This window comes from Pseudomonas sp. QS1027 (assembly GCF_002814235.1).
GTDB lineage: Bacteria > Pseudomonadota > Gammaproteobacteria > Pseudomonadales > Pseudomonadaceae > Aquipseudomonas.
In genome coordinates, this window is the sequence record NZ_PHSU01000018.1 from 142,520 (window position 1) to 158,884 (window position 16,365).

A 16,365-nucleotide genomic window follows, 5' to 3' on the forward strand; every position below is an offset into this window, starting at 1 on the left:
CGAGCGCAAAAGCTGACCAAATGGCTAGGTAGAGGCGGATATTTCCCCGTCTCTGTGCTAGTTTTGCCCGGTCTTGCGCTCGGTAACGGCGCAAAGCGTGCATTCAGCAGGTGTCACGTCGAACCAAACCCCGATTCTGCTATCTACATCTGCGATCCGTCGTGGTTAATCAGCGGGGGGGCACAAGGCTGGCTCGATGGCTGACACTGCACTCTGCAATCCAAATGAATTTGATAGGGAAGGAACATCTCAATGGCTATTACCAAAGACCAACTGATCGCCGATATCGCCGAAGCTATCGACGCGCCGAAAACCACCGCGCGTGCCGCTCTGGACCAACTGGCCCAGATCGTTGCTGATCAATTGGAAAACGGCGGCGAAATCACTCTGCCAGGCGTTGGCAAACTGAAAGTGACCGAGCGTCCTGCCCGTACCGGCCGTAACCCGTCGACTGGCGCTGCCATCGAAATCCCTGCCAAGAAAGTGATCAAACTGGTTGTGGCCAAGGTTCTGACCGACGCTGTAAACAAGTAAGATGCATTGAAACCGTGCCTCGGAGCGATCCGGGCACGGTTTTTTTTCGCCTGTGGAAAAGTGCCGGAAGCCCGGGAGGGGCTGCGCCTCAGTCGTTAAGCCGGCTCCAGCGCTCCTGACGCCACGCTTGGCGCTGCGCCTGATCCTGGAAGGTCCAGGCAACGAAACGGCTCTGTTTCTGCCCTTGGGACATTTCCACCACCTGGCGCTGCAGGACACCGGCCTTTTTCAGCGCGCTTTCGATGGCCGGCAGGTTGGAGGCCTTGGACACCAGGGTGCTGAACCACAACACCTGCTTGCCGAGGGTGGCGCTTTCTGCGATCAGTTGGGTCACAAAGCGTATTTCACCGCCTTCACACCACAACTCCGAAGCTTGTCCACCGAAGTTCAGCACCGGCAGTTTGCGCTGGGGATCGGCCTTGCCCAGGGCGCGCCATTTGCGTCGGCTGCCGTTTTGCGCTTCGTCCAGGGACGTATGGAACGGCGGATTGCACAGGGTCAGGTCGAATCGCTCGGTGCTTTCCAGCAGGCCGTTGAGGATGTGCTTCGGATTGGCTTGCAGGCGCAGGCCGATGGCCTTGTTCAGGCCGTTGGACTGGACGATGGCCTTGGCCGCGGCCAGCGCCGTGGGATGGATGTCCGAACCGAGAAACTGCCAGCGGTAGTCGCTGTGGCCGATCAGTGGGTAGATGCAGTTGGCGCCGACGCCGATGTCCAGCACGCGCACGGCGGGGCCCCGGGGGATCACACCGGCGTTGTCTTCGGCCAGCAGGTCGGCGAGAAAGTGCACATAGTCCGCCCGGCCTGGCACTGGCGGGCAGAGGAAGTCCGCCGGGATGTCCCAGTGGGCGATGCCGTAGAAGCTCTTGAGCAGGGCGCGGTTGAACACGCGCACGGCGGCCGGGTCGGCGAAGTCGATGCTTTCCTTGCCATAGGGGTTGAGGACCACGAACTTGCCCAGTTCGGGGCTGCCCTTGATCAACTGGGGAAAGTCGTAACGGCCTTGGTGGCGGTTGCGCGGGTGCAGGCTGGCTTTTTCCCGTGGCTCTACGGCCTTGGCCGGGGTGGCGGGCTTGGGCTTCTTGCGTGGGGCTTTGGGTTTGCTCGGGGCGGTCATGGGCTGGGTCGATTCGGGCAGGGCTTGGAATGGCGGGTATTGTCCCATATTCATCGGGGCTGCGGCGGGCATGAAAAAGGGAGGCTCGAGGGCCTCCCTTTTTCAGTCAATCGCCAGGCTTACAGGCTGGCGATCCGTGCGTGTTGCTCGGCCAGCTTGCCCAGGGCCTGTTCGGCCTCGGCCAGCTTGGCGCGTTCCTTCTCGATGACTTCGGCCGGAGCCTTGTCGACGAACGCGGCATTCGACAGCTTGCCGCCGACCCGCTGCACTTCACCTTGCAGACGCTGGATTTCCTTGTCCAGGCGCGCCAGTTCGGCGTCCTTGTCGATCAGGCCGGCCATCGGCACCAGCACTTCCATCTCGCCGACCAAAGCGGTGGCGGACAGCGGTGCTTCGTCGCCTGCGGCCAATACAGTGATCGACTCCAGCTTCGCCAGCTTCTTGAGCAATGCGTCGTTCTCGGTGAGGCGACGCTGGTCCTCGCTACTGGCGTTCTTCACGAACACGGCCAGTGGCTTGCCCGGACCGATGTTCATCTCGGCGCGGATGTTGCGCGTGCCGAGCATGAGGGTCTTGAGCCATTCGATATCGCTTTCGGCCGCCTCGTCGATCCGCGCTTCGTTCGCCACCGGCCACGGTTGCAGCATGATGGTCTTGCCTTCGGCCCCGACCAGCGGCGCCAGGCGCTGCCAGATTTCCTCGGTGATGAACGGCATGAACGGATGCGCCAGGCGCAGGGCCACTTCCAGCACGCGCACCAGGGTGCGACGGGTGCCGCGCTGGCGTTCGACCGGCGCATTCTCGTCCCACAGCACCGGCTTGGACAGTTCCAGGTACCAGTCGCAATACTGGTTCCAGATGAACTCGTACAAGGCTTGGGCGGCCAGGTCGAAACGGAACTGGTCGAGCTGGCGGGTCACTTCGGCTTCGGTGCGTTGCAGCTGCGAGATGATCCAGCGATCAGCCAGGGACAGCTCGTAGGCTTCGCCGTTCTGGCCGCAGTCTTCGCCCTTGTCGAGCACGTAGCGCGCGGCGTTCCAGATCTTGTTGCAGAAGTTGCGATAGCCTTCGACGCGGCCCATGTCGAACTTGATGTCACGACCGGTGGACGCCAGCGAGCAGAAGGTGAAACGCAGGGCATCGGTACCGTAGCTGGCGATGCCTTCGGCGAACTCGGCGCGGGTCTGCTTCTCGATGGCTTTCTGCAGCTTGGGTTGCATCAGGCCGGTGGTGCGTTTGTGCACCAGGTCTTCGAGTTCGATGCCGTCGATGATATCCAGCGGGTCAAGGACGTTGCCCTTGGACTTGGACATCTTCTGGCCCTGGCCATCACGCACCAGGCCGTGGACGTAGACGGTCTTGAACGGTACCTGCGGGGTGCCGTCCTCGTTCTTCACCAGGTGCATGGTCAGCATGATCATCCGGGCGACCCAGAAGAAAATGATGTCGAAACCGGTCACCAGCACGTCGGTGGGGTGAAAGGTCTTGAGGAAGTCGGTCTGCTCCGGCCAGCCCAGGGTGGAGAAGGTCCACAGGCCCGAGCTGAACCAGGTGTCGAGGACGTCGTTGTCCTGTTGCAGCGCAACGTCCGGGCCGAGGTTGTGCTTGGCCCGGACTTCGGCTTCGTCGCGACCGACATAGACCTTGCCCGACTCGTCGTACCAGGCCGGAATCCGATGGCCCCACCACAGCTGGCGGCTGATGCACCAGTCCTGGATATCGCGCATCCAGGAGAAGTACATGTTTTCGTATTGCTTGGGCACGAAGGCGATGCGGCCGTCTTCCACGGCGGCAATGGCCGGTTCGGCCAGGGGCTTGGTCGACACGTACCACTGGTCGGTCAGCCACGGCTCGATGATGGTCCCGGAGCGGTCGCCCTTCGGCACTTTCAGGCCGTGGTCGTCAACGCTGACCAGCAGGCCGGCGGCGTCGAAGGCGGCAACGATCTGCTTGCGCGCTTCGAAACGGTCGAGGCCGACGTATTCGGCCGGGATCTTGCCGTCGATGCTGTCGTTCAGCGTGCCGTCGAGGTTGAACACCTGGCAGGCCGGGAGAATGGCCGCGTTCTTGTCGAAGACGTTGAGCAGCGGCAGGTTGTGGCGCTTGCCGACTTCGTAGTCGTTGAAATCGTGGGCCGGGGTGATTTTCACGCAACCGGTGCCGAATTCAGGATCGCAATAATCGTCGGCGATGATCGGGATACGACGGCCGACCAGCGGCAGCTCGATAAACTTGCCGATCAGGGCCTTGTAGCGCTCGTCTTCCGGGTTTACCGCCACGGCCGAGTCGCCGAGCATGGTTTCCGGACGGGTGGTGGCGACGATCAGGTGATCCAGGCCGTCGGCGGTCTTGGCGCCGTCAGCCAGTGGATAACGCAGGTTCCAGAGGAAACCTTTCTCGTCGTGGTTTTCCACTTCGAGGTCGGAGATCGCCGTGTGCAGCTTGGTGTCCCAGTTGACCAGGCGCTTGCCGCGATAGATCAGGCCATCTTCGTGCAGGCGCACGAAGGCTTCCTTGACCGCTTCCGAGAGGCCGTCGTCCATGGTGAAGCGCTCGCGGCTCCAGTCCACGGACGAGCCCAGGCGACGGATCTGGCGGCTGATGTTGCCGCCGGACTGATCCTTCCATTCCCAGACCTTTTCGAGGAATTTCTCGCGGCCCAGGTCATGGCGATTCTGGCCCTGGGCTTCGAGTTGGCGTTCCACCAGCATCTGCGTGGCGATCCCGGCGTGGTCGGTGCCCGGCTGCCACAGGGTGTTGCGACCCTGCATGCGACGGAAACGGATCAGGGCGTCCATGATCGCGTTATTGAAACCGTGGCCCATGTGCAGGCTGCCGGTGACGTTCGGCGGCGGGATCATGATGGTGTAGGCGTCGCCGGTACCTTGCGGGGCGAAATAATTCTCGGACTCCCAGGTCTGGTACCAGGAAGTTTCAATGGCGTGCGGCTGGTAGGTCTTATCCATGCGCGGCGGGACCCTTAGGCATTAATTCAGGAAAGCCGACAAGTATAACGGGGATATGGCGCGGGGCGTAGAGCGAGGTGAGCGCCGGTGGCACAAAAATGCCCGCTGGCGCAGACAGGGCTCGGGTGAGGCGTCGTGTCAGGAAGGATACTGGCTGAGCAGGCGTTCCATGCGCGCGTCCAGGCGACGCTTGATCTCGGTTTCGATATGCGGGGCGAAGTCGTCGATCACGTCCTGCATGATCAGTTGCGCGGCGGCGCGCAGTTCGCTGTCCAGGTGCAGCAGGGCGTCCTGGCTCTTGTTCTTGCTCGGCTCGGCGGCGACGGCCACGGGGGCCGGTTCAGGCTTGACGACGGGCGCAACGACAGCTTCGGGCTGCACCTCGACCTTGGTTTTATTACCCACCATGTCGAACAGCAGGGGGATCTGTCCTTCGCTGGCGACCGTTTCGGTCAGCAGCGGCGGTTGCAGGGTGTCATCGCCCAGCAACTTGCGGATCGATTCGAGCTCGTCCAGCAAGGGCGCGGCTTTTTGTGTTTGTTTTGGAGTGTCCATCGGGGTGCTCAAAGTCGCTGTAGACGGTGATCTTGCAGAGGATAGCCCTGTTCGCGGTAGAAGCGGAAACTCTCCCGCGCCGCTTGACGAATCGCCGGGTCTTCCACCACCACTTCGGCCACACGGGCAAAGCGCGATGCAAACGACGGTACCTTCATATCGAGGTTCACCAGCAGGTCCTGATGGGGGCCGGGGTCTTCGCCCAGTCCCAGCACCACGGTGCCTTCCGGCTCGCTTTCCGCCGGGCCGTGGGGAACGAAACTCTCGCCCTTGAACTGCCACAGGCGGGCATCGAGATCGTCGCGCTGGGCACTGTCGCTGCAATGCAGGTAGACCTTGTGCCCCAGGCGCCAGGCCTTTTCGGTCAGCTTGCAGGCAAAGTCCAGGCGCGCCGAAGGGTCCGCACTGGGAAGGATATAGAAGTCGACTTGGGTCATAGGGGATTCCGGATTCCGGGCAGCGTCATTGACCGACGCCACCCGGCAGGCTCAGGTTCAGGCCTTGGCGCGGTCCAGCAGGTACTGGGTCAGCAGGGGCACCGGACGGCCGGTGGCGCCCTTGTCCTTGCCGCCGCTGGTCCAGGCGGTGCCGGCGATGTCCAGGTGGGCCCAGTTGAACTGTTTGGCGAAGCGCGACAGGAAGCACGCCGCGGTGATGGTCCCGGCTTTCGGCCCGCCGATGTTGGCGATGTCGGCGAACGGGCTGTCCAGCTGTTCCTGGTACTCGTCGAACAGCGGCAGTTGCCAGGCGCGGTCATCGGCTTGGCGGCCGGCGCTGAGCAGTTGCTCGATCAGTTCGTCGTTGTTGCCCAGCAGGCCCGAGGTGTGGGCGCCGAGGGCGACGACGCAGGCGCCGGTCAGGGTGGCGATATCGATCACCGCCTGGGGCTTGAAGCGTTCGGCGTAGGTCAGGGCGTCGCACAGCACCAGGCGGCCTTCGGCGTCGGTGTTGAGGATTTCCACGGTCTGGCCGCTGAGGGTGGTGACGATGTCGCCCGGACGGGTCGCGCCGCCGCTCGGCATGTTCTCGGCACAGGCCAGGATGCACACCAGGTTGATCGGCAGTTGCAGGGCGAGCACGGCGTGCAGGGTGCCGAATACGCTGGCGGCACCGCCCATGTCGTATTTCATCTCATCCATGCCCAGGCCCGGCTTGAGGCTGATACCGCCGGTGTCGAAGGTGATGCCCTTGCCGACCAGGGCAAACGGCTTCTCGGATTTCTTGCCGCCGTTGTATTGCATGACGATCAGGCGTGGCGGCTGGTCGCTGCCCTGGCCCACGGCGTAGAACGAGCCCATGCCCAGTTCCTTGATCTTCTTCTCGTCAAGGACCTCGACCTTCAGGCCTTTGTTCGCCTTGCCGAGGTTCTTCGCCTGTTCGGCGAGGTAGCTCGGGTGGCAGATGTTCGGTGGCAGGTTGCCCAGGTCGCGGGTGAATGCCATGCCGCCGGCGATGGCGCGGGCGTGGCTGACGGCGCGTTCGACTTCGGCTTGCGCGGCCTTGATGGTCACCAGGGTGATTTTCTTCAGGGCGCGGGGTTCGGCCTTCTGGCTCTTGAACTGGTCGAAGCTGTATTCACCGTCCAGCAGGCTTTCGGCCAGCAGGCGGGTCTTGCCGTAGCTGTCGCGGCCCTTGACCACGACTTCATCGAGGGCAAGCACGGCATCGCTGCCGCCCAGGCCCTTGAGGGTGGCGAGGATCGCGGCAACGGCTTTGCGGAACGGCCGGTCACCGAGTTCGGCGTCCTTGCCCACGCCCACCAGCAGCACACGTTCGGCCTTGAGGTTGGGCAGGCTTTGCAGCAGCAGGGTCTGGCCGACCTTGCCGGCCAGGTCGCCGCGCTTGAGGATGGCGCTGATGGCGCCGCCGCTGAGTTCATCGACTTTGCTGGCGACCGCGCCGAGTGTCCGGCCTTCGCCGACGGCGATTACCAGGGTGGCGGTTTTCAACGTTTCTGGGCTGACGCTTTTTACAACCAGTTCCATGTCCGGGTCCCTGAATATTAAGGTCAAAGGGCGCAGAGACAGCTCTGCACCGGGGCGAAGCGACGCAAGGGCGTGGTCTTCGGCAAAGGCCGCAGTTTGAACCTCGGCGCTGGCCGGGGGCAAGTCCCAATACCGATCATCGGTGGCCCCCACAGTGACCTTTGGCCGCTCCCGGGGCCGGGGCTTGCGCATGCGCAGTGACAGGCGCGGTCAATCACAGGATAATGCGCCTCTTTTTAGACGGCCCGCCGTGGCGAGCCCTCTGTCGGTGCCTATGTTTGCTTGTTCGGCCACCTTAGCCTGACAACCCTGGAGTGTCTGGTTTGATTGTTTTTCGTTATCTGTCCCGCGAAGTCTTGATCACCTTGAGTGCGGTAAGCGCCGTGTTGCTGGTCATCACCATGAGCGGACGCTTCGTCAAGTTCCTTGCCCAGGCCGCCTCGGGTCAACTGGACCCGGGCTCGCTGTTCCTGATCATGGGCTTCCGCCTGCCCGGTTTCCTCCAGCTGATCCTGCCGCTGGGGCTGTTCCTCGGGATTCTGCTGGCCTACGGCCGGCTCTATCTCGAAAGCGAAATGACCGTGCTGTCCGCCACCGGCATGAGCCAGCAGCGTCTGCTGGGCATGACCATGGCGCCGGCGCTGCTGGTGGCCTTGCTGGTGGCCTGGATCAGCCTGAGCCTGGCACCCAAGGGCGCCCTGCAATTCCAGTTGCTGCTCAACCAGCAGGACGCCATGACCGAATTCGACACCCTGGTGCCCGGCCGCTTCCAGGAGCTCAACGATGGCTCGCGGGTCACCTATACCGAGCAACTCTCCGATGACCGGGCGAACCTGGGCGGTGTGTTCATTTCGGAAAAACGCTTCGGTGTGAACAAGAAGGACCGGGGCATTTCCGTGCTGGTGGCCGAGAAAGGCCGCCAGGAAGTGCGCAAGGACGGCAATCGCTACCTGATCCTGGAAAACGGCTATCGCTACGACGGCAGCCCGGGGATGGCCGACTACCGGGCGATCAAGTACGAAACCTACGGTGTCATGCTGCCCAAGCCCGAGATCAGCGAAGAAGTCACCGATCGCGATGCGATGACCACCTCCAGCCTGTTCGGCAACCCGGACCTGAAGGCTGTCGCCGAATTGCAATGGCGGCTGTCGCTGCCCCTGCTGGTGTTTATCGTGACGCTGATGGCCGTGCCGCTGTCGCGGGTCAACCCGCGCCAGGGCCGTTTCCTCAAGCTGCTGCCGGCGATCCTTCTTTATATGGCCTACCTGACCATGCTGATTTCCGCCCGTGGCGCGCTGGAGAAAGGCAACTTGTCACCGCTGCTGGGCATGTGGTGGGTGCACGGCCTGTTCCTGGCCATCGGCCTGGCGCTGCTGTATTGGGAACCCCTGCGTTTGAAACTGGCGAGTCGTCGCACTGTGAAGGAGATGGCTCGTGGGTAAGCTCGATCGCTACATTGGTAGCAGTGTATTCATGGCGATCCTTGCCGTACTGGGGATCATCCTCGGGCTGGCCTCGCTGTTTGCCTTTATCGACGAGATGGGCAGCATCTCCGATACCTACACCCTGGGCGACGTACTGAGCTTCGTGGTGCTGACGGCGCCGCGCCGGGTCTACGACATGTTGCCGATGGCCGGCCTGATCGGCTGCCTGATCGGCCTCGGCAGCCTGGCCAGCAACAGCGAACTGACCATCATGCGCGCGGCGGGCGTCTCCGTCGGGCGCATCGTCTGGGCGGTGATGAAGCCGATGCTGCTGTTGATGCTGATCGGCGTGCTGGTCGGCGAGTACGTCGCCCCGGCCACCGAGAGCAAGGCCCAGGCGGCCAAGGCCCTGGCCCAGGGTTCGGGGGATGCGCAGAGTTCGCGCAACGGCCTCTGGCATCGTCAGGGTGACGAGTTCATCCATATCAACGCCGTGCAGCCCAATGGCCTGCTTTACGGTGTGACCCGCTATCACTTCGACAGCGAGCGCCACATGCTCTCGTCGAGCTTTGCCAAGAAGGCTCACTTCGACAAGGACCTCTGGACGCTGACGGACGTGACCACCACCTATTTCCGTGACGGTCGCACCGAAGTGATCAATGTGCCGGAAGAGGGCTGGGACGTGGCCTTGAGCCCGAACCTGCTGAGTACCGTGGTGATGGTGCCCGAGGCCCTGTCGATCAGCGGCCTGTGGAGCTATATCCACTACCTGGCGGACCAGGGCCTGGCGAATGGTCGTTACTGGCTGGCGTTCTGGGTCAAGGTCCTGCAACCGCTGGTGACGGCGGCACTGGTATTGATGGCGATTTCCTTCATCTTCGGCCCGCTGCGTTCGGTTACCCTGGGCCAACGGGTATTCACCGGCGTGCTGGTGGGCTTCACCTTCCGCATCGCCCAGGACCTGCTCGGGCCTTCGAGCCTGGTGTTCGGTTTCCCGCCGCTGCTGGCGGTGGTGGTGCCGGCGGCGATCTGTGCGGTGGCCGGTGTCTGGCTGTTGCGTCGAGCCGGATGATGAAGCGATCGAGCGGTAAATGATCCACGGAAAAGCCTCTGTCCACTGACCGAGGCTTTTTTGTCCGTGCCGTCCGGCCTGTTCACGTGACGCCTTGGTCGCGCATCAGGTACAATTCCCGGCTATTTTTCGGCGGGCAGTCTGCCTGCAACCTTTTTGAGTGTTGATCCGTGAGTGATTTGAGTCATATCCGCAATTTCTCCATCATCGCCCACATTGACCATGGCAAGTCGACTCTGGCCGATCGCTTCATCCAGATGTGCGGCGGCCTTGCCGAGCGCGAGATGGAAGCACAGGTGCTGGATTCCATGGACCTGGAGCGCGAGCGCGGGATCACCATCAAGGCCCATAGCGTTACCCTGTACTACAAGGCTCGCGATGGCATCACCTACCAGCTGAACTTCATTGACACCCCCGGCCACGTCGACTTCACCTATGAAGTCAGCCGTTCCCTGGCGGCCTGTGAAGGTGCCTTGCTGGTGGTGGACGCCGGCCAGGGCGTCGAAGCCCAATCCGTTGCCAACTGCTACACCGCCATCGAGCAGGGCCTGGAAGTCATGCCGGTGCTGAACAAGATCGACCTGCCCCAGGCCGATCCGGACCGCGTGAAGGAAGAAATCGAGAAGATCATCGGTATCGACGCCACCGACGCCGTCACCTGCAGCGCCAAGACCGGCCTGGGTGTCGACGAAGTGCTCGAGCGCCTGGTGACCACCATTCCCGCGCCGACCGGCAATATCGAAGATCCGCTGCAAGCGTTGATCATCGACTCCTGGTTCGACAACTACCTGGGCGTCGTGTCCCTGGTGCGCGTGCGCCACGGCCGTGTGCGCAAGGGCGACAAGATCCTGGTCAAGTCCACCGGCAAGATGCACCTGGTGGACAGCGTCGGCGTGTTCAACCCGAAACACACCGCCACCGTCGACCTGAAGGCTGGCGAAGTGGGCTTTATCATCGCCGGTATCAAGGACATCCACGGCGCGCCGGTGGGTGACACCCTGACCCTGAGCACCACCCCTGACGTCGACGTGCTGCCGGGCTTCAAACGCATCCAGCCGCAGGTCTACGCCGGTCTGTTCCCGGTCAGCTCCGACGATTTCGAAGACTTCCGCGAAGCCCTGCAAAAGCTCACGCTGAACGATTCCTCGCTGCAGTACACCCCGGAAAGCTCCGACGCCCTGGGCTTCGGCTTCCGTTGCGGGTTCCTCGGCATGCTGCACATGGAGATCATCCAGGAGCGCCTGGAGCGCGAGTACGACCTGGACCTGATCACCACCGCGCCGACGGTAATCTTCGAGCTGCTGCTCAAGAACGGTGAAACCATTTACGTCGACAACCCGTCCAAGCTGCCGGACCTGTCGGCCATCGAGGATATGCGCGAACCGATCGTGCGGGCCAATATCCTTGTACCGCAGGAGCACCTGGGCAACGTCATTACCCTGTGTATCGAGAAACGTGGCATCCAGCACGACATGCTGTTCCTCGGTTCCCAGGTGCAGGTGACCTACGATTTGCCGATGAACGAAGTGGTCCTGGACTTCTTTGACCGTCTCAAATCCACCAGTCGCGGCTATGCTTCGCTGGACTACCATTTTGATCGTTACCAGTCGGCCAACCTGGTCAAGCTGGATGTACTGATCAACGGTGAAAAGGTCGACGCCCTGGCGCTGATCGTGCATCGTGATAACGCGCATTACAAAGGTCGTGCGTTGACCGAGAAGATGAAAGAACTGATTCCTCGTCAGATGTTCGACGTTGCCATCCAGGCCGCCATTGGCGGGCAGATCGTGGCGCGGACAACCGTCAAGGCCCTCAGAAAGAACGTACTGGCCAAATGCTATGGCGGCGACGTCAGCCGTAAGCGCAAGCTGTTGGAAAAGCAGAAGGCCGGTAAGAAACGCATGAAGCAAGTGGGCAACGTGGAAATTCCACAGGAAGCCTTCCTTGCAGTGCTCAGGTTGGATAGTTAGGTCCTATGTCACTAAATTTCCCGCTGTTGCTGGTCATCGCCGTCGCCGTCTGTGGTGTCTTGGCGTTGTTCGATCTGATCTTTCTGGCGCCTCGTCGGCGTTCCGCTATCGCGGCCTATCAGGGCAGCGTGACGCAGCCCGATGGCGAGGTGGTCGAAAAGCTGAGCAAGGAGCCTTTGCTGGTTGAATACGGCAAATCCTTCTTCCCTGTGTTGTTCATCGTGCTGGTGCTGCGTTCGTTCCTGGTGGAGCCGTTCCAGATTCCGTCCGGCTCGATGAAGCCGACCCTGGATGTCGGCGACTTCATCCTGGTGAACAAGTTTTCCTACGGGATCCGTTTGCCGGTGATCGACATGAAGGTCATCCAGGTCGGTGATCCGCAGCGCGGCGATGTGATGGTGTTCCGCTACCCGAGCGACCCCAACGTCAACTACATCAAGCGTGTAGTCGGCCTGCCGGGCGACGTGGTGCGCTACACCACTGACAAGAAGCTGTTCGTCAACGGCCAGCCGGTGGCCGAACAGCTGGTCGGCGCCGAGCCGGGCATGCTGGGCAGCGCCGAGCTCTACAAGGAGCAACTGGGCGCCGCCGAGCACCTGATCCGCAAGGAGATGGGCCGCTACCGCGCGCCGCCTGATCACGAGTGGACGGTCCCCGCGGGCCACTACTTCATGATGGGCGACAACCGCGACAACTCCAACGACAGCCGCTACTGGGATGACCCGAACATTCCCAAGGAGCTGCTGGGCATGGTTCCCGACGAGAACATCGTCGGCAAGGCCTTTGCGGTCTGGATGAGCTGGCCCGAACCGAAACTCAGCCACTTCCCGAATTTTTCCCGGGTCGGTCTGATCAAGTAACCAAACCCGGCGCTGTGAACACAGCGCCGAGTGCTTTTTCAGGTGCCGCAGTACCATGAAGATGACCTCTGCTCGCTCGCAAAAAGGCCTGTCGTTTTTTGGCTGGTTGCTGACCCTGGCGTTGGTGGCCTTTGCCGCCAGTGTGGCGCTGAAGGTGGTCCCGCATTACCTCGACTATCTGTCGATGAAGAGAATCATCATGTCGGTGGAAACCGACAAGGCGGCGGATATCACCACCGTCAACGACTTTTATACCCACGTTACCCGCGGCATGCAGGTCAACAGTATTCAGGATTTGGATTTGAACAAGGTGTTAAGCGTGACGTTGGAGGACAACCGGTTCCTCGCGCACTTGAAATATGAGCAGCGTGATCCGCTGATCCAGAACATCGATCTGGTGGTCAAGTTCGACCACGAATTCAGCGTGGCCAAACCGTGAGCGTGTCTTTAAGTCGTCTCGAGCGCCAGCTCGGCTATACCTTCAAGGATCAGGAGCTGATGCTCCTGGCCCTGACTCACCGCAGTTTTGCCGGGCGCAACAACGAACGCCTGGAATTCCTCGGTGATGCCATTCTCAACTTCGTCGCCGGTGAAGCGCTGTTCGAGCGTTTTCCCCAGGCTCGCGAAGGCCAGTTGTCGCGTTTGCGCGCGCGCCTGGTGAAAGGTGAAACACTGGCGGTACTGGCTCGTGGTTTCGAGTTGGGCGAGTACCTGCGCCTGGGTTCCGGCGAATTGAAGAGCGGTGGTTTTCGCCGTGAATCGATTCTCGCCGACGCCCTGGAAGCCCTGATCGGCGCCATTTACCTGGATGCCGGCATGGAAGCGGCACGGGACCGGGTGTTGGCCTGGCTGACCTCGGAGTTCGACAGCCTGACGCTGGTGGACACCAACAAGGACCCCAAGACCCGGCTGCAGGAGTTTCTCCAGTCCCGGGCCTGCGACCTGCCGCGTTACGAAGTGGTGGATATCCAGGGTGAGCCGCATTGCCGGACGTTCTTCGTCGAGTGCGAGATCTCCCTATTGAATGAAAAAAGCCGAGGACAGGGCGTGAGCCGTCGTATTGCCGAACAGGTAGCGGCCGCATCAGCCCTGATTGCCCTGGGCGTGGAGAATGGTAATGACTGATTCAACGGCAACACGCTGCGGCTACGTCGCCATCGTCGGCCGGCCGAACGTGGGCAAGTCCACGCTGCTGAACCATATCCTCGGGCAGAAACTGGCGATCACCTCGCGCAAGCCCCAGACCACTCGTCACAACATGCTCGGGATCAAGACCGAAGGCACCGTGCAGGCGGTCTACGTGGATACCCCCGGTATGCACAAGGGCGGCGAAAAGGCCCTGAACCGCTACATGAACAAGACCGCTTCGGCGGCGTTGAAAGACGTCGACGTGGTGATCTTCGTGGTGGATCGGACCCGCTGGACCGACGAGGACCAGATGGTCCTGGAACGCATCCAGTACGTCGAAGGCCCGGTGATCGTGGCCTTGAACAAGACCGACCGGATCGAGGACAAGGCTGAGCTGATGCCGCACCTGACCTGGTTGCAGGAACAGCTGCCCAAGGCGCAGATCGTGCCGATCTCGGCGCAGCACGGGCATAACCTTGAGCACCTGGAAAGCCTGATCGCCGCGCACCTGCCGGAAAACGAGCACTTTTTCCCGGAAGACCAGATCACCGACCGCAGCAGCCGTTTCCTGGCGGCGGAACTGGTGCGTGAGAAAATCATGCGGCAGATGGGCGCCGAGCTGCCTTACCAGATCACCGTGGAAATCGAAGAATTCAAGCAGCAGGGCAAGACCCTGCATATCCATGCGCTGATCCTCGTCGAACGTGACGGCCAGAAGAAGATCATCATTGGCGACAAGGGCGAGCGCATCAAGCGCATCGGCACCGAGGCGCGCAAGGATATGGAACTGCTGTTCGATTCGAAGATCATGCTCAACCTGTGGGTCAAGGTGAAAGGCGGCTGGTCCGATGACGAGCGTGCACTGCGTTCGCTGGGTTACGGCGACCTGTAACACGCCATCTTGTGGCTAACGCGGTCTTGTGGCGAGCGGGCTTGCCCGCGTTGGGGGGCGAAGCCCCCCCAAAACCAGGTACCTCGTTCTACCTGGCACACCGCGATCTCTGGTTTTAGGGCCGCTTCGCGGCCCAGCGCGGGCAAGCCCGCTCGCCACAATAAGTTTGCCTGCCAGAAGTAGTATTCCTTCAGAGACATTCATACGCCGATGTCCACCCAGCCACCTCCCGGCCAACCGGCCTACGTCCTGCACTCCCGTGCCTACCGCGAAAACAGCGCCTTGGTGGATTTCATCACCCCGCAAGGTCGGCTGCGTGCCGTGCTGCGCAGTGCGCGGGGCAAGGCCGGGACCCTGGCGCGGCCCTTCGTGCCCCTCGAAGTTGAATTTCGCGGTCGCGGCGAGCTGAAGAACGTCGGACGGATGGAAAGCGCCGGTGTCGCCACCTGGCTGGTTGGCGAGGCCCTGTTCAGCGGTCTCTACCTCAATGAGCTGTTGATCCGCCTGCTCCCCGCCGAAGACCCGCACCCCGCGGTCTTCGACCATTACGCCGCGACCTTGCTCGCCCTGGCCGAAGGCCGACCTCTCGAACCACTGCTGCGCTCCTTTGAATGGCGGCTGCTGGACGACCTCGGCTATGGTTTTTCCCTGGACCAGGATATTCACGGCGAACCGCTGGCGGCGGATGGCTTGTACCGCCTGCAAGTCGATGCCGGCCTGGAGCGGGTCTACCTGTTGCAACCGGGTCTGTTCCAGGGCACCGAGCTGCTGGCCATGGCCGAGGCCGACTGGACGGCGGTGGGCGCCTTGTCGGCGGCCAAGCGCCTGATGCGCCAGGCCCTGGCGGTGCACCTGGGCGGCAAGCCGCTGGTCAGTCGCGAGTTGTTTCGCAAGCCCTGAGGGCGGGCTCATTGGCGACAGGGCCGAGGTCTGGTTGGCGGCTTCAGTGATCCCCGGTGAACCCTCGACATCCACACTCGACACACAGAACTGGCCGTACAGGCCACGACTGACGTGTATGCTGTGCACCGAATCTTCCACTCTTCAGGAGTCTTTCCGTGAGCACCAGCACTCGTATCCTTCTCGGCGTGAACATCGACCACGTCGCCACCCTGCGTCAGGCCCGGGGCACGCGTTATCCCGATCCGGTCAAGGCTGCGCTGGATGCCGAAGAGGCGGGCGCCGATGGCATCACCGTGCACCTGCGTGAAGACCGCCGGCATATCCAGGAGCGCGATGTGCTGCTGCTCAAGGATGTGTTGCAGACGCGGATGAACTTCGAGATGGGCGTGACCGAAGAGATGATGGCGTTTGCCGAGCGCATTCGGCCGGCGCATATCTGCCTGGTGCCGGAAACCCGCCAGGAGCTGACCACCGAAGGCGGCCTTGACGTGGCGGGGCAGGAGGAGCGGATCAAGGCGGCGGTGGAGCGTCTGAGCAAGATCGGCAGCGAAGTGTCGCTGTTCATCGATGCCGACGAGCGTCAGATTGCCGCGGCCAAGCGTGTCGGTGCGCCGGCTATCGAATTGCACACCGGGCGTTATGCCGATGCCCATACACCGGCGGAAGTCGCCGAAGAGCTGAAGCGGATCGCCGATGGCGTGGCGTTTGGCGTGGCCCAGGGGCTGATCGTCAATGCCGGGCATGGCCTGCATTACCACAACGTCGAGGCGGTGGCGGCGATTCCGGGGATCAATGAGCTGAACATCGGTCACGCATTGGTGGCCCATGCGCTGTTCGTCGGATTCAAGGCCGCGGTGGTGGAGATGAAAGAGTTGATCCTGGCGGCGGCGCCGAAGGCTTGAGGCCCGGCCTCATCCTGACGGGCTGTACACCAAACCTGTAGGAGCAACTGTCTTGAC

The 16,365-nt window shown here is 62.1% G+C and carries 15 protein-coding genes; 10 read left to right on the forward strand and 5 right to left on the reverse strand.

What is annotated here, in order from left to right; all coding sequences use genetic code 11:
• Positions 1–252: 252 nt before the first annotated feature.
• Positions 253–534 carry an HU family DNA-binding protein gene (locus CWE01_RS17720; protein WP_040064476.1) on the forward strand — a complete coding sequence of 94 codons (282 nt, stop codon included), beginning with the start codon at positions 253–255 and terminating at the stop codon, positions 532–534.
• An 88-nt stretch (positions 535–622) separates the two neighbouring features.
• Here the strand turns inward: CWE01_RS17720 and rlmF are convergent, their stop codons facing one another.
• The 5 genes from rlmF to CWE01_RS17745 all read right to left on the reverse strand — a co-directional run bounded on the left by rlmF (position 623) and on the right by CWE01_RS17745 (position 7,157).
• Positions 623–1,651, reverse strand: a complete 1,029-nt coding sequence (rlmF, locus tag CWE01_RS17725; protein WP_100941851.1) for a 23S rRNA (adenine(1618)-N(6))-methyltransferase RlmF — start codon at positions 1,649–1,651, stop codon at positions 623–625.
• A 119-nt stretch (positions 1,652–1,770) separates the two neighbouring features.
• Positions 1,771–4,617, reverse strand: a complete 2,847-nt coding sequence (locus CWE01_RS17730) for a valine--tRNA ligase (RefSeq protein ID WP_100941833.1) — start codon at positions 4,615–4,617, stop codon at positions 1,771–1,773.
• A 138-nt stretch (positions 4,618–4,755) separates the two neighbouring features.
• Positions 4,756–5,172: a DNA polymerase III subunit chi gene (locus CWE01_RS17735; protein ID WP_100941834.1), complete on the reverse strand. Its 417-nt coding sequence runs from the start codon at positions 5,170–5,172 to the stop codon at positions 4,756–4,758.
• An 8-nt stretch (positions 5,173–5,180) separates the two neighbouring features.
• Positions 5,181–5,609: a DNA polymerase III subunit chi gene (locus CWE01_RS17740; RefSeq protein ID WP_100941835.1), complete on the reverse strand. Its 429-nt coding sequence runs from the start codon at positions 5,607–5,609 to the stop codon at positions 5,181–5,183.
• 57 nt (positions 5,610–5,666) lie between these two features.
• Positions 5,667–7,157 carry a leucyl aminopeptidase gene (locus tag CWE01_RS17745; RefSeq protein WP_100941836.1) on the reverse strand — a complete coding sequence of 497 codons (1,491 nt, stop codon included), beginning with the start codon at positions 7,155–7,157 and terminating at the stop codon, positions 5,667–5,669.
• Positions 7,158–7,480: 323 nt separating this feature from the next.
• Here CWE01_RS17745 and lptF point away from each other — a divergent pair, with 323 nt between their 5' ends.
• The 9 genes from lptF (at position 7,481) to pdxJ (ending at position 16,308) form a co-directional block, all read left to right on the forward strand.
• On the forward strand, positions 7,481–8,599 hold the full coding sequence (gene lptF, locus CWE01_RS17750) for an LPS export ABC transporter permease LptF (RefSeq protein WP_100941837.1): 1,119 nt from the start codon (positions 7,481–7,483) through the stop codon (positions 8,597–8,599).
• The gene (lptG, locus tag CWE01_RS17755; protein ID WP_100941838.1) at positions 8,592–9,653 is read left to right on the forward strand and encodes an LPS export ABC transporter permease LptG; all 1,062 of its coding nucleotides are present in this window, start codon (positions 8,592–8,594) and stop codon (positions 9,651–9,653) included. Before lptF ends, lptG begins: the two co-directional genes overlap by 8 nt.
• A 170-nt stretch (positions 9,654–9,823) precedes the next feature.
• Complete coding sequence (lepA, locus tag CWE01_RS17760) at positions 9,824–11,623, forward strand: translation elongation factor 4 (RefSeq protein WP_100941839.1); 1,800 nt, start codon at positions 9,824–9,826, stop codon at positions 11,621–11,623.
• A gap of 5 nt (positions 11,624–11,628) precedes the next feature.
• A complete protein-coding gene (lepB, locus tag CWE01_RS17765) occupies positions 11,629–12,483 on the forward strand; it encodes a signal peptidase I (RefSeq protein WP_100941840.1) in 855 nt (284 codons plus the stop codon).
• A 61-nt stretch (positions 12,484–12,544) separates the two neighbouring features.
• Complete coding sequence (locus CWE01_RS17770; RefSeq protein WP_100941852.1) at positions 12,545–12,922, forward strand: DUF4845 domain-containing protein; 378 nt, start codon at positions 12,545–12,547, stop codon at positions 12,920–12,922.
• Entirely contained in the window at positions 12,919–13,608 is a 690-nt protein-coding gene (gene rnc, locus CWE01_RS17775; RefSeq protein ID WP_100941841.1) for a ribonuclease III, read from the forward strand. The genes CWE01_RS17770 and rnc overlap by 4 nt, the downstream gene beginning before the upstream one ends.
• The gene (era, locus tag CWE01_RS17780) at positions 13,601–14,503 is read left to right on the forward strand and encodes a GTPase Era (protein ID WP_100941842.1); all 903 of its coding nucleotides are present in this window, start codon (positions 13,601–13,603) and stop codon (positions 14,501–14,503) included. The genes rnc and era overlap by 8 nt, the downstream gene beginning before the upstream one ends.
• A 210-nt stretch (positions 14,504–14,713) precedes the next feature.
• Positions 14,714–15,403: a DNA repair protein RecO gene (gene recO, locus CWE01_RS17785; protein WP_100941843.1), complete on the forward strand. Its 690-nt coding sequence runs from the start codon at positions 14,714–14,716 to the stop codon at positions 15,401–15,403.
• A 158-nt stretch (positions 15,404–15,561) separates the two neighbouring features.
• The gene (pdxJ, locus tag CWE01_RS17790; RefSeq protein WP_100941844.1) at positions 15,562–16,308 is read left to right on the forward strand and encodes a pyridoxine 5'-phosphate synthase; all 747 of its coding nucleotides are present in this window, start codon (positions 15,562–15,564) and stop codon (positions 16,306–16,308) included.
• Positions 16,309–16,365 lie beyond the last annotated feature (57 nt).

Coding starts and splice junctions, on each gene's coding strand:
- CWE01_RS17720 (WP_040064476.1), top strand. CDS start 253: ATGGCTATTACCAAAGACCAACTGATCGCCGATATCGCCGAAGCTATC.
- rlmF (WP_100941851.1), bottom strand. CDS start 1,651: ATGACCGCCCCGAGCAAACCCAAAGCCCCACGCAAGAAGCCCAAGCCC.
- CWE01_RS17730 (WP_100941833.1), bottom strand. CDS start 4,617: ATGGATAAGACCTACCAGCCGCACGCCATTGAAACTTCCTGGTACCAG.
- CWE01_RS17735 (WP_100941834.1), bottom strand. CDS start 5,172: ATGGACACTCCAAAACAAACACAAAAAGCCGCGCCCTTGCTGGACGAG.
- CWE01_RS17740 (WP_100941835.1), bottom strand. CDS start 5,609: ATGACCCAAGTCGACTTCTATATCCTTCCCAGTGCGGACCCTTCGGCG.
- CWE01_RS17745 (WP_100941836.1), bottom strand. CDS start 7,157: ATGGAACTGGTTGTAAAAAGCGTCAGCCCAGAAACGTTGAAAACCGCC.
- lepB (WP_100941840.1), top strand. CDS start 11,629: ATGTCACTAAATTTCCCGCTGTTGCTGGTCATCGCCGTCGCCGTCTGT.
- CWE01_RS17770 (WP_100941852.1), top strand. CDS start 12,545: ATGACCTCTGCTCGCTCGCAAAAAGGCCTGTCGTTTTTTGGCTGGTTG.
- era (WP_100941842.1), top strand. CDS start 13,601: ATGACTGATTCAACGGCAACACGCTGCGGCTACGTCGCCATCGTCGGC.
- recO (WP_100941843.1), top strand. CDS start 14,714: ATGTCCACCCAGCCACCTCCCGGCCAACCGGCCTACGTCCTGCACTCC.